Origin of the sequence: Mycobacterium mantenii, from assembly GCF_001667865.1 — a bacterium.
Classification (GTDB): domain Bacteria; phylum Actinomycetota; class Actinomycetes; order Mycobacteriales; family Mycobacteriaceae; genus Mycobacterium; species Mycobacterium mantenii_A.
In genome coordinates, this window is record NZ_LZJP01000010.1 from 1 (window position 1) to 12,393 (window position 12,393).

Annotated in this window: 14 protein-coding genes; 7 read left to right on the forward strand and 7 right to left on the reverse strand. The window is 64.8% G+C overall.

Annotated elements, in window-relative coordinates:
• The first annotated feature begins 229 nt into the window (after positions 1-229).
• Positions 230-868: a TetR family transcriptional regulator gene (locus A5688_RS00795; RefSeq protein WP_067911225.1), complete on the forward strand. Its 639-nt coding sequence runs from the start codon at positions 230-232 to the stop codon at positions 866-868.
• 5 nt (positions 869-873) lie between these two features.
• On the opposite strand, the gene A5688_RS00800 is transcribed toward A5688_RS00795, so the two are convergent.
• Entirely contained in the window at positions 874-1,074 is a 201-nt protein-coding gene (locus A5688_RS00800; RefSeq protein WP_068268019.1) for a hypothetical protein, read from the reverse strand.
• A 20-nt stretch (positions 1,075-1,094) separates the two neighbouring features.
• Between A5688_RS00800 and A5688_RS26555 the strand changes: the two genes are divergently transcribed.
• The 3 genes from A5688_RS26555 (at position 1,095) to A5688_RS00805 (ending at position 3,910) form a co-directional block, all read left to right on the forward strand.
• Positions 1,095-1,277 carry a hypothetical protein gene (locus A5688_RS26555; RefSeq protein ID WP_082995926.1) on the forward strand — a complete coding sequence of 61 codons (183 nt, stop codon included), beginning with the start codon at positions 1,095-1,097 and terminating at the stop codon, positions 1,275-1,277.
• Complete coding sequence (locus A5688_RS28475; RefSeq protein WP_431768071.1) at positions 1,204-1,380, forward strand: hypothetical protein; 177 nt, start codon at positions 1,204-1,206, stop codon at positions 1,378-1,380. Before A5688_RS26555 ends, A5688_RS28475 begins: the two co-directional genes overlap by 74 nt.
• Before the next feature lie 451 nt (positions 1,381-1,831).
• Positions 1,832-3,910 (forward strand): putative bifunctional diguanylate cyclase/phosphodiesterase, encoded by a 2,079-nt coding sequence (locus A5688_RS00805; RefSeq protein WP_242663190.1) that lies wholly within the window; start codon positions 1,832-1,834, stop codon positions 3,908-3,910.
• Positions 3,911-4,100: 190 nt separating this feature from the next.
• Here the strand turns inward: A5688_RS00805 and A5688_RS00810 are convergent, their stop codons facing one another.
• On the reverse strand, positions 4,101-4,559 hold the full coding sequence (locus A5688_RS00810; RefSeq protein ID WP_067914623.1) for an MPT63 family protein: 459 nt from the start codon (positions 4,557-4,559) through the stop codon (positions 4,101-4,103).
• A gap of 270 nt (positions 4,560-4,829) precedes the next feature.
• On the opposite strand from A5688_RS00810, the gene A5688_RS00815 reads away from it, so the two are divergent.
• Entirely contained in the window at positions 4,830-5,438 is a 609-nt protein-coding gene (locus A5688_RS00815; RefSeq protein WP_067914625.1) for an LGFP repeat-containing protein, read from the forward strand.
• 27 nt (positions 5,439-5,465) lie between these two features.
• On the opposite strand, the gene A5688_RS00820 is transcribed toward A5688_RS00815, so the two are convergent.
• Positions 5,466-6,293 carry a DUF1906 domain-containing protein gene (locus A5688_RS00820; protein WP_067831574.1) on the reverse strand — a complete coding sequence of 276 codons (828 nt, stop codon included), beginning with the start codon at positions 6,291-6,293 and terminating at the stop codon, positions 5,466-5,468.
• A gap of 130 nt (positions 6,294-6,423) precedes the next feature.
• Entirely contained in the window at positions 6,424-8,109 is a 1,686-nt protein-coding gene (locus tag A5688_RS00825) for a GMC family oxidoreductase (protein ID WP_067914627.1), read from the reverse strand.
• 221 nt (positions 8,110-8,330) lie between these two features.
• On the opposite strand from A5688_RS00825, the gene A5688_RS00830 reads away from it, so the two are divergent.
• Positions 8,331-8,576, forward strand: coding sequence for a hypothetical protein (locus tag A5688_RS00830; protein WP_067831570.1), 246 nt, complete (start codon positions 8,331-8,333; stop codon positions 8,574-8,576).
• A gap of 140 nt (positions 8,577-8,716) precedes the next feature.
• Here the strand turns inward: A5688_RS00830 and A5688_RS00835 are convergent, their stop codons facing one another.
• Positions 8,717-9,535: an alpha/beta fold hydrolase gene (locus A5688_RS00835; RefSeq protein WP_067914629.1), complete on the reverse strand. Its 819-nt coding sequence runs from the start codon at positions 9,533-9,535 to the stop codon at positions 8,717-8,719.
• Positions 9,536-9,725: 190 nt separating this feature from the next.
• Between A5688_RS00835 and A5688_RS00840 the strand changes: the two genes are divergently transcribed.
• On the forward strand, positions 9,726-10,232 hold the full coding sequence (locus tag A5688_RS00840) for a nuclear transport factor 2 family protein (RefSeq protein ID WP_242660404.1): 507 nt from the start codon (positions 9,726-9,728) through the stop codon (positions 10,230-10,232).
• Between the two features lie 792 nt (positions 10,233-11,024).
• Here the strand turns inward: A5688_RS00840 and A5688_RS00845 are convergent.
• On the reverse strand, positions 11,025-11,255 hold the full coding sequence (locus tag A5688_RS00845) for a DUF6400 family protein (RefSeq protein ID WP_165606900.1): 231 nt from the start codon (positions 11,253-11,255) through the stop codon (positions 11,025-11,027).
• Between the two features lie 305 nt (positions 11,256-11,560).
• A complete protein-coding gene (locus A5688_RS00850) occupies positions 11,561-12,388 on the reverse strand; it encodes an acyl-CoA thioesterase (protein WP_067831563.1) in 828 nt (275 codons plus the stop codon).
• Positions 12,389-12,393 lie beyond the last annotated feature (5 nt).

Here is a 12,393-nt window from a genome sequence, read left to right on the forward strand (position 1 = left end):
GGACTGACCGACATGGACTTTGCGTCTCTGCCCCCGGACCGGCATACATGAGCCCGGAGTTGATCTCCGGGGGCAGAGACGCAAAGTCCATGTCGGTCAGTCCCTTCCGCGGACGGCGGCGCGAGAGGGAGACCCATGGGTCGTTTTTCAACGACCAGGGCATAACTCAGCGAAGCGTACAACCGCTGGGCGACCTTTTCAATGACGGTTGAAATGATATGGTTCGCAGATGTCGCCAGCTGGGCAAACGATCAAGCGGCGCGGTCGACGCCAAGGCGAGCCCGTGTCGCGCGACGCGGTACTGCGCGCGGCAAAGCGGCAGTTCGCCATGCACGGTTACGACAAGACGACGCTGCGGGCGATTGCCGACGATGCGCGAGTGGATCCGGCGATGGTCCTTTATCTCTTCGGCTCGAAGGCGGCATTGTTTCGCGAGTCGATGAAGTTGGTGCTGCCGTCTGACCTGCTGACGACCGAGCTCGCCGAGAAGGGCGACGACTTAGGCTTCCGCGTCGTGCGGGCCTACCTCGGGATCTGGGAGGATCCCGAGACGGCCGCGAGCATGGCCTCGATGGTGCAGTCGGCGACGTCGAACAGCGATGCCAACGATGCGTTTCGCGGTTTCCTGCACGACTATCTGCTCACCGCGGTGTCCGACGCGTTGGGCGGTGGCGACGAAACGCGGCTGCGCGCGATGCTGGCCGCGACCAACCTCGTTGGCACCGCGATGCTGCGCTACATCATGCGTGTGCCGCCTCTGTCGACGCTCGGGGTCGATGAGGTGGTCGGATTGGTGGGGCCTGCAGTGCACCGGTTCCTAACCGCCCCCGCCGACGAGCTGGGGCTGGACCTGGCGTCGCCGAAATAGCTCGGCTACACCGCGATCGCCTCGACGATGCTGAGCGGTGACACGGTGTCGACGACCCGGTTCAACTGGAAACCGGCTTGGTCGAACAGCACGCCGTACTCGTCCGCGGTGCGTTCGCGCGCGCCGGCGACGACCAGCATCTCGATGTCCACCCACTTGCCGTGGAAGTCGCGGTGATGGACGGGAATAACGAACTCGCAGAGCAACAGTCGCGCTCGCCGCAGAGCTGGAATCGACCGCCAGTGGTTACGCGGCCGAGCTGGCCGGACTGACCGGCCAGGCGTGGTCCGGCCCCTCGTCGCTGCTGATGACGGCCGCGGTGACCGGTCGGTCCGCTGTCCGTGCCGCCGACCTGGACGATGATTACCTCGACGGTCGAATCGGTCACCCGCGCAACGGCTTCCAGTAGCAATACCGCCGACCGGCCAGCTGTTCCAGAAAGGTTGCCGGGACACACCTTCCAGCAGGCGCTGATGGCAACGGTCACCGGATGCGTTGTCTCACCACGATGATGACGGCGCCCGGAGGATGGCAGTAGCACTGACAACTCAGGGGAGAGGGATTGCCTGGCCGAGCGCTCGATTGTCGGCGGCTTCAAGATGTCGGTGCCGTCAGCGACAGCGCGCCAGTGGTGCTCGTCGATGCCGACGACGGTCAGACAGGCGATGTAGCTGTGGTCACCCAATCGGGCGATAACGTTCCAGCCGCCAAACTGTTCTGTCAGGATATGGAGCGTCAACGCCGCAGGCTGGAGGGGACGCGTTGCCGTTTGGGAGTCGTCGCCTGTATCGCGGGCTATCTGCCGTCTTCGTCGCCGCGGCGGGGTTCAACGCGCTCGGGCTGTGGGGAGTCGCGACGGCGCAACGTGTGCAGTTTGTCCTCGAAGCAACGATCTGTTTCGGCGCACTAGTCGTTGGTCTTGAAGTCACGCGCCGGGTGACCGGCCTATGGCGGTGGTGGCGGGTGTTGCTCCTCGTGGCGATCGCGACGTTTTTGACCGCCGAATTTCTCTCGCGCCCGAGTCGCGCCCACGACCGCGGGGCAACCGCACCGGAACCAGCCGTCGTCGGCTACTTTCTCGCCGGCCTGTTGTTCGGCACGGCGATGGTGCTGCTCGTGCGTGCCGGCCACCGTCACGACGACAGAACAAGGGCGCGGATACGGCCGGGGGTCGTCACCACCGTCCTGGACGGCCTGCTGGCGACGCTGGCATTTTGCCACCTGGTGTACGTCGCCCGGTTGGGCGCCATGGACGGCGCCGCGCTGCCGCGGTCGACCAATTCCGCAGTCGTCTTCGGCATCGCCGCCGTTGAGCTCGTCGTGGTGGTGGCCGCCGTTCTTGTTGCGATGTGGTACCCGCCGTACCGGCCGGGCCGGGCGAACTACATGCTGCTGGCAGCCGCGGTGATTACCCTGACTTCCTCAGACAGGCTGCTGGCTTATCTTCGGAGCATTGGGGTGACGACGCTGGATCTGTGGGTGGGCACCGGATTCGTCATGGCTCCGCTATTGATCACGTGGAGCCTGCTTGAACTGCCGCCGCGCCCGCGACCCCCCCACGACGAGATGGAACAACCGACCAACTGGGCGCAGCTGACCCTGCCCTACGTGGGCTTCATGGGCAGCACCGCTCTCCTCACGTTCCACGTGCTCATCGGCCGCAGGGTAGACCCGATCTTCGTCAGCACTTATCTGGCGATGGCGCTGCTGGTCGCGACCCGCTACGTGGTGGCGATGCGTGTGCAGCGGCTGTTGACCGAACAGCTCGTCGACGCCAAGCGCCGACTTGCCCACCAGGCCCAGCACGATGCATTGACCGGACTACCGAATCGACTGTTGTTGGCGCAGCGGCTGGACGAAGCGATACGCGAGGGGCCGTTCGTCTTGGTCTTCGTCGACATCGACGACTTCAAAGAGGTCAACGACCGATTCGGGCACGCCGCCGGCGACGAACTCCTGTGCGCGATCAGCGGGCGCCTTGAGCGTTGCCTCCGGCCCGGCGACACGCTGGCCCGCATCGGGGGAGACGAGTTCGCCATCCTGATCGCAGGTGGCGTCGAGGCACCCGAGATGTTCGCCGACACGCTACGCGTGGCACTACGGAGCCCGTTCTCGGTGCACGGGAGTTCGGTGCGGGTCCGCGCCAGCATGGGCCTGGTCAGTCCCGGGGGCGACGGTCTCCCGCCGACGTCTGACGACTTGCTCAGGCAGGCCGACATCTCGATGTACACCGGTAAGCGGCTGGGCAAGGACACCGCCGTCGTCTACCACCCGGCGTTCAGCGTGTCGGAAGATTTTCCGACCGCGCTCCGGCAGGCGAAGGGGCGCGTTCCGGAGGGTTTCCGGCTGAAGTATCAGCCCGTGGTGTCCCTCCCACGCGGCATCCCCGTCGCGGTGGAGGCGCTTGCCCGGTGGACAACACGAAGTGGGATGCAGATACCTCCCCAGACTTTCGTCTCGCTGGCCGAAGCGAACGGCATGGGGGCACAACTCGATGCCATGGTGCTCGATCTGGCCTGCGCGGAGATCCAGGCCGCGGGCCTCGATCTGGACCTCCATATCAATGTCGGTGCCGCCCGACTTGGCAGCGTTGAATTCGAAGATGTCATCAGCAGCGCGCTGGCGCGGCACCGCTTATCGCCGCACCGGCTGGTCCTGGAAATCACCGAGACGGTTCCCGTTGTTGATCTCGCCGACGGGGCGGCCGCGATCAGACGGTTGTCCGAATTGGGCATCAGGGTGGCCCTGGACGACTTCGGCGCGGGCTACAACTCGCTGACGTACCTCCACGAATTGCCCGTGCAAATCGTCAAGCTCGACCGCGGCCTGGCAGTGGGCGTCGAGCCGGGCCGAAACCTGACGTTGTACCGGTCGGTCATCGGCTTGTGCGAGGCGCTGGGTCTCAACGTGATCGCCGAAGGCATAGAAGCGGTCGAGCAGGCCGAGACGGTTTTCAAAGCCGGATGCGCATTGGCACAAGGCCACCTGTTCGGGGCGGCATCCGGGCTTCTCGATATCGCCGTACCTTCTACCGCCGGGTAAGCAGCGGGCAACGATGACCGGACGCGATGCTCCGCCGCGCGGGTGACGACGCCTAGAGATCGCAGCAGTTGCGCGACCGTCATCCATGTGTGTTGCGGCGCTGTGGTATTCGCCGCGAAGGGCTTGATGTCCGTGTCTGAGGTCGCCTCAGTGACGCTTATAGAGCAAGGCCTCGATGAAGGAAGGCGCGTTACTGGCCTTTCCAGACGACCTTGTCCGTGCCTCCGGCGTCCCGGTAGACCACGCTGTCGGGGTTCGTACCGCTGCGCACGTCGAAGTAAATGCGCCCAGTAACAGGGCTGCCTAAGGGGAGTGGCCCCTCAGGAAGGCCGTCGGTCTGGTTGCCCTTCATCACCGCGAACGTGGAGCTGTTGGCGGCCCGCGCGTTGAAATCGGCAATGTTCGGAGTTGCGTTACCGCTTACGCCTTTGGCCGTGACGTCGGAGTACCACACGCCGTCGTTGTGGCCGCTGGGCTGCAGGTTGCTCACGGTGTAGTCGATGGTGCCGCCGTTACTGGAAAGCTCCGCCATCTGGCCGAATTGGAGCACTTGCGGATCCGCGAATGCCGGTGACGCCGCGACGAGTCCGGCCGCCGCCAACGTGGCTGTTACTGCCGTTGTCTTCGATGCAATGTGTGAGAACGCCACGTCGGGCTCCCTTCGTGAAATGCCGGCTGTCGAAGCGCGGCAGCTGATTGACAGGTTTATCCAAAGCTCGGACTTTCAAACCGGATGTTTGCTAGCGCGCTTACTCGGGTGCGCCGGTTCATCGTCTATGACCGGGTCGTAAGTTCGTTCGGAGCAACGAAGACCGCGGCCGCCGCTTGCACCGCTCGAGTGGTTCGGTTTGCGGTCCCGGCCGGTTGAGGACGTCAGCCGCAGCCTGACCCGGACCCACAGGAAGGCGAGAGAGGAACCATGAGAACGATCGCATACCGCCACGCCGCAGGCGTCGGCCTGGCCACCGTCGCGCTGATCACTGGGGGCTGCAGCAGTGGCAAGAGCGTCGACGCGTCGGCACCCCCTCAGACCAAGGTGAGCGCCACCCCCACGTCCCAAGCTCCGGTGCAGCCTTCCGAGGTGAAGCTCATCGGGGAGCGTGGCGTCGAGGTCACTCTCACCGGCCCGATCGCCGCCAAGTACTCGTCGGCAACCCAGGATCAGCGGCAGGCTCTCGGCAAGCCATTGACGGGTGACCGCAACGCGGGCACACGGGACAGCGGCGTGGTATTTCAGCAGTTCCAGGGCGGCGCGATTACCGCCAGAAACGGTCAGGCCGGCACCCCCGCCTACATCATCCTTGGCAAGATCCGGGAGGCCTGGAACGTCCCGCGGGGGCCGGACGGCACGCCTGCGGTCACCGGGACTAACGGTTCCGCAGGTCCGCTGGGTCTGCCCACCAGCGACGTGAACACCGTCGGCGATCTGCAGGTGTCGACCTTCGAGCACGGCAAGATCGAGTTCAACCCCACGACCGGCCAGGTCGCGGTGACGGTGAACGGCAAAGCCGTGCCATCCGGGCTGTAGCTCGAATCGCGGGCAGCGATCTCGCCACTACCGCACATCGCCACTTGGACGACCCGCATGGAGGTTCCACTGGCCGCAATCGGAAGCCAGGACGTCGTTGACGTCGACTTCGAGTCCGCCGACCTTCGGCCCGGGATTGGACGAGGTGCTCACGACTCGCTGGTAGAGAACGGCGGCGGGGTGAACCTGATTGCCGGACCAGGCTCGAGTTTGCCAGACCCAGCGGCGGCCAGGTGTGCTCGAAGACCCGATAACGCCATCGGCCGCGGCCCATTGACACACCCTGACGCCTCCGTAGACCCCGGTGCGTTGAACTCCGAGAACCGAGTTGATTCCGCGAAACCACTGCAGCGCGGTGTGATTCCAGGTGTCGCGATTGATGTCTTCGTCGATGGTGAAGAAAATCGGCGCACTCTGGCCGCCGCCCGCGGCGGTGTGCAGCTGCCAGGCGGTGCGGGCATCCGCGATGCCGCCGGCGTAGCCCCGCGTGAAGTCCGACGGTGCTGACGAACCCGGCTTGCCGTATTGGTAGTTACTGACGATCACCAGGCCCGCGGCTTTCAATGAGTCGGCGTAGGACCGAGTGACCGGCTTGGCGCCAAACGATGAGCCGGGACGCGACTCCGAAACGTAGTTGACCACCCCGCTATAGCCGGCAGCTCGGATCTGCTGCGCCGGAATCTGGCGCGCGGCGAAGTCGATCAGTTGGGGAGGAGCGGCGGCGGCCGCCGTGGGCGTGCCGCAGGCTACTGATGCGGCACCCAGACCTGCCAACGCGGCGGCGTAGCGCAGCGCATCGCGCCGGGAAACGACACGCGGTCGCGCGTTACTGGCCGCGAGGGGCAAATTGTGCATCGCGCGATGTTAACGATGTGACTCCTGTTACCGATAGGCCTGGTCCAGCCGAAACGCGGCTGCGTTCCCAGATAGATACCAAGGGGATACCGTTCGGCTATAACCGCGAAAGCACATGCGGGGGAATGACTTATCCCACGATCGCCCGCGCGGCGCGCTCGGCGATGAGCATGGTCGGCGCGTTGGTGTTGCCGGAAATGATGTTGGGCATCACGGAAGCATCGACCACTCGAAGGCCTGCGACGCGGTACACGCGGCAATCGGTGTCGAGCACCGTGGCAGCCGACCGCGGCCGACCGCGTGCGTCAAAGGCTCCCATCGCGCAGGTGCCCACCGGGTGGAAAATCGTCGTACCCAGTTCGCTGGCCGCCTGCTGCAGCTCTTCGTCGCTCGCCACTTGCGGGCCGGGAAGCAACTCCTGCGGACCGTAGCGGGCCAGTGCCGGCGCAGCCATGATCTGCCGAGTCATCCGAAGTCCCCGCACGGCGACTTGACTATCGGCGTCAGTCGACAGGTAGTTGCAGCAGATCTTCGGGTAGGTAAGGGGATCTGCACTGGCCATGCGCACGTAGCCACGCGAGGTAGGTCGCAGATTGCAGACCGAGGGAGTGATCGCTCCGAAGGGGTGCAGCGGTTCGCCGAACTTCGGCAACGACAGGGGCTGCACATGCCACTCCAGATCGGCGCTTTCCAGGGCGGGGTCGCTCTTGGCGAAAGCCCCCAGCGTGGACGGCGGCATCGTCATGGGCCCCGATCGCAGCAGCAGGTACTGAAGCCCCATGCCCGCCCGGGTGATCCAGTTGCGGTACAGGGTGTTGACGGTCGGGGCGCCCTGTATCCGGTAGATCGTTCGAATCTGCAGGTGGTCTTGGAGGTTTTCGCCCACTCCTGGCAGATCGACAACCACCGGCACCTGATGCTGGGCAAGCAGTCCAGCCGGTCCCAGACCCGAGACCTGCATCAGATGCGGCGAGCCAATAGCTCCGGCGCTCAAGATCACCTCGCGGCGGGCTCGGACGTCGACGATGTGGCCGCCTCGGAGAAGCCGCAGGCCGGTGACGCGGCGCTGGGCCGTCGTCCAGGCCCCGCGACGTTGCTCCTCAGCGACCTGGTCATCCATCAGGAGCCGCACGGCCTGGGTCTGCGTGTAGACGGTGAGGTTGGGCCGGTGGGCGATCGGATGCAGGAAGGCATCCGCCATCGACCAGCGACGGCCACGCCGTTGGTTGACATGAAAGTAGGCAGAGCCGGCGTTGACGCCCCGGTTGAATTCATCGATCGGGAAGATGCCCACCTCGGCAGCGGCGTCCTGCCAGGCGTCCAAGATCTTCCAACGCACGCGTGGCCGCTCGACAGGGATCTCACCACCGGCGCCGTGGCACTCGTCGGCTCCGCCGAAGTAGTCCTCCAACTTTTTGTAGATCGCCAGTGTCTCGCCCGGACTGTCCGGGCCGCCCCAACGCCATCGGTCGTCCCCGGTGGCGCGTGCCCACAGGTCGTAATCGCTGGCCTGTCCGCGCATGTGGATCATGGCGTTGATCGATGAGCAGCCGCCGATCACCCGGCCGCGCGCGTAGTGGATGCTGCGGCCGGCCAGGCCGGGGTCGGCCTCGGTCGTGAAGCACCAGTCGGTGCGGGGATTGGCGATTGTGTACAGATAGCCCACCGGCACCTTGATCCAGAACCAGTCGTCTTTGCCGCCGGCCTCAATCAGGAGCACCCGGCGATCAGGGTTCTCGCTGAGCCGATTGGCGAGCAGGCAGCCCGCGCTGCCTGCTCCCACGATGATGAAGTCGTATTCGGCGACGGGGCTCATTCCGATATTGGACAACGAAATAGGTTGGTGCACAACCGAAAAAGGAATTCTGCACCAGAAACTCATACGGCTCGCCGCGCAATGCGGGAGCACGATTGTGTGCCGTGACCGTTAAGCATCGTTACCGCAATCGTGACCTCGCACTCGTATCTTTAGGCAAGAAGGCCGAAGCATTCGACTTCCAATAACGCCTATCGGCGTCCGCAAGCCTGGGGGCTCATATGACCACCGCAATCGCCGCGCACAACTCCGTCGACCAAGACGCGGCCGACGGCCATGACGATCTCCTATTGGCGGTCGCAAAAATCAACGCATTTTCCCGTCGAGGGGACACCGTTCCCGTCGAAACGAAGCCGCGCTGGCCACTCACTGAAGAAGAGATAGTGCGCGCGACGGTCGCGGTGATTTTGGTGGCCCTCGTAACAGTGATTGGCTTCGCCGCGGGCGCGATCTTCACAATGGGCTAGCGGCCGATACGGCGCGTGGCCTTAACGGCCCCGCGAGAGGATTCGATCAGACTTTTCGGCGACCTCTGGTGTGGTGCAACAGGTCTCGACGTTACGCCTCGATGCATCAGTGTGGTGCCGGGCTGGTCCGACGCTGCCGATCAGGATGCGATGAACGCAAGCAGATCCGGGTTGAGAACATCGGCGTGCGTGGTCAACATGCCGTGCGGGTAGCCGGCATAGGTCTTCAACGCACCGTTCGGAAGTAGTTCGACGGCACGGGGCACCGCGCTTGTGAACGGGACGATCTGATCGTCGTCGCCGTGCATCACCAAAACGGGAACGGTGATGGTCCGCAGGTCCTCGGTGTAGTCCTGCAGCCAGGAAAACACTGTCTCATAGTGAGCGTGGGCGCTGCCGGACATACCCTGCCGCCACCAGTTCGCGATGACAGCCTCAGACGGCTCCACTCCGGATCGATTGAATCCGTAGAACGGGCCCTCCGGAACCGCGCGGAAGAACTCCGATCGATTTCCCGAGACACCGGCCTGCACCGCGTCGAACCACTCCTGGGGCTGCCCGCCCGGATTGTTTTCTGTCCGCAACATGCTCGGGGTCGGTGAGGACACGAGTACCGCCTTGGCGACCCGCTCTTGGTGGCGCGCCACATAACGGGCCACCTCAGCGCCGCCGGTGGAGTGCCCAATGTGGACGGCGTCGCGAAGGTCGAGCTGCTCGGTTAGCGCGGCCAGGTCGGCCACCCAATGATCTATGTCATTGCCGGTCCCAACCTGCTCGGATCGACCATGGCCGCGCCGGTCGTGAGCGATCACCCGATAGCCCTGGTGCAAGAAGAACATCATCTGCGCATCCCAGTCGTCGGCCGTCAACGGCCAGCCATGACTGAAAACGATCGGCTGCCCAGAGCCCCAGTCCTTGTAGAAGATCTCGACACCGTCCGACGTGGTGATGGTGGGCATAGTCGGTCCTCTCACAGTCACCTCGCGCGGACGTTCCTCACGATCGAGTGACAGTCAACCGCACGCCACAAGTTTCTTCCTGCTAGCTTTCCGGCAAGTCGGCCCATGCGAGCGGATGGGGGAGCCCTGATTCCAAGGCGGTGTCCTTCACGGGTCGCGGACGTTCGTTAATCGGCACGCAATTAGCGACATGGCAGCCGATGGCAGCGCGCCGGGTCGAGATAGCAGTCCGTCCACGGGCATCGTTGTCCGCATGAACACGCCGTCTAATGCAGAGCAGTTCGTCACGAGGTTCGCTGACTTCTGGCGCCATCCATCACCGCAACGGTTGCCGGAGCTGCTGCATCCAGATGTGGTTCTTGTGCAACCGCTCGCACCACGCACGGTCGGACTCGAAGCCGCACAAGCACAGTTTCACCGATTCTTCTACAGCATTCCCGGACTGACTGCCGACGTCGACCACTGGAGCGGCGACAACGACATCGTCTTCATCGAATTTCGGCTCCGCGCCAGCCTCGGACGTGACGTGCTCGACTGGCCGAACGTCAACCGGCTCCGGCTGCGAGACGGCAAAGGGATCGAGCGCATCACCTACTTCGACCCGCTAGCAGTGCTGCCAACGCTGCTGCGCCACCCGTCGGTAGCGAGGCGTTGGCACCGCTCCAAAGTGTGGGCCAGCGCCGGGTCCACCGGATGAGGACGGCGGACTTTACTTGACATAATGTCGCTTATCGGCAGAGGCTAATCCCGAGTTCAAGCCACGCTCGCCGTGAGCTGCTGGTTTACAACGCCGTGGCCCGCGCGGCCATGCGACGACGTCGCCCTACCGCCGCCCGGACAACCCAATCGGCGCGGACGACGAGGCCGCCGCTATACGAGAGCCATCAACTCGAGGCGCCATCCGACCGGGCCAGTAACGCACGCAGCGGGTGGCCGCTTACCCCTCCCGCGTTCCGGCGACACGGCCGGTGATACGTCACTGTGACGAATTACCATGCCCCGCAGGCGGTTCGGGATGCCACCCAGGATCGGGCCCGGCGGTCGCTCAGGATTGCTCAGCGCCGGCCGTCGAGCGCGCCGAGCTTCGGGATTCAATCGCCGGCAGGCGGCCATCGAGGAATGGACCGGCGCCACGGGGATTTACGCACTTGCACCGCCCCCGGGCTCCCCATCCCCGCTTCCCCGCCCATCGCCGTCAATACGTCACTGTGACGAATCACTTTGCGGCGCAGGGCTATTGGGTTACGGGCGCTGGCGGCGTCAGTTCAGCTTGTGGCCCCACCGCTTGGGGCGGGTGCGACGATGCGTGTCGGTCGACCAGAGATGGCCACAATCCGAGCACTGCAGGTGCACCAGCGTGCCCCTGTTGCTCAGGAGATACTGCCAGTGCGTATCGCAATTCCGGCTGCTCCGACACTCACCGCACGTGGCACGGTGATCGCAGGACGGGCACGGCAACCAGGCGCGGCGGCCGCGGTCGGCGGTCGGATCAATCGGCAGCACGAGCGATCGTCCGTTCGGGCAGCACGCCGGCGCGGACCAACTCGTCGTAGACCCGTTGCTGCTCCTCGTCCAGGTTCGAGTACAGCATGTCGTAGGCCTTCTCTTCCTCGCGCAGCACGGCGATGGGGTCCCAGTCGTCACCAATCGCTTCGAGCATTGCGCTGCGTCTGCGCGCCTCGTCGAGGGTCAGGTCATAGGCAAAGTCGAGGTCGGCCATCGCGCTCCCAGCCATTAGATATGCAAACGAACGGTCAGGATGACCTAATTGAGGTCGGTCGAGCTATGACCCACGTCACTCTCGCCGGTTGACGTTCGTCACAGTCGGCGCCGACGCATTCCGCACCGGCAGCTCCGCGACCGCGGGCCGGCACACGAAGTGCGACCGCGCGGGGCGTCAGGATGTCGCACGCCCAAACCGGACCGCGGACTCCCCCTTTTCCCGTCCCCGCCCGTCACCGACAATACGTCACTGTGACGAATGTTCCTGCAGCACAGCGTTATTGGCCAACAACCGATGAGATTTCAGGCCGTGCGCGGCGGAAAATACATCTCTTGTTTTACCGTGCACACCAGCCCGCCGTCGCGGTTGAACATCGTCCCACTCGCCAGCGATAGCGAACCCGCGCTACTTGGCGATGACCGGTCGTAGAGCAGCCAACCCGATAACGCCGCCGGAGCGTGGAACCACACCGAATGATCACGCTGCGCTGACGCCCCGGCGCCCCCGCGCGCCGCGTATGCCGGCTCGGTCAACGTCACCGCCGACAGGTAGGCCACCAGGCTGGCGGTCAGCACCGGATCATCGGGCACCGGCCCGTCGGGTCGCCACCACATCCGCGCCCGTGCGGGTGGAGCGACCTCGGTGTCGATGATCCGTCGCTCAAACCAGCGCAGGCTCGCCCACCGCCCCCGGGCGGTCTCGTCGGACTCCGCCAGGTGCGGCGCGACCCATGGCAGCGACTCCGGGCTGGACGCCTCGGGCATGGGCGGTTGGTAGACGACCTGAGCGGGTGCGGAATCTGCGGCTTTGAACGAGGACATCGCTTCCATCAGGATCTTGCCGTCCTGGCGCGCAGTGACCCGGCGCGCCGAAAACGTCCGGCCTTCTTGAAGATCGACAACCTCGAATTCCACCGGCCGACGCGAATCGCCCGGCCGCAGGAAGTACGTGTGGACACTATGCGGCACGCGACCCGGCGCGGTGTGGCTCGCAGCCAACAGAGCCTGAGCCGAGATATGGCCGCCGAGAATGTGGTTGGCGGGCGCCGGCAACTGCTGCCCGACGAAGAGCCACTCGCCGACCCTCTCTAGCTCTAACGTAGCGAGCACGTCGCCCAGCGAAGATGACATCACCC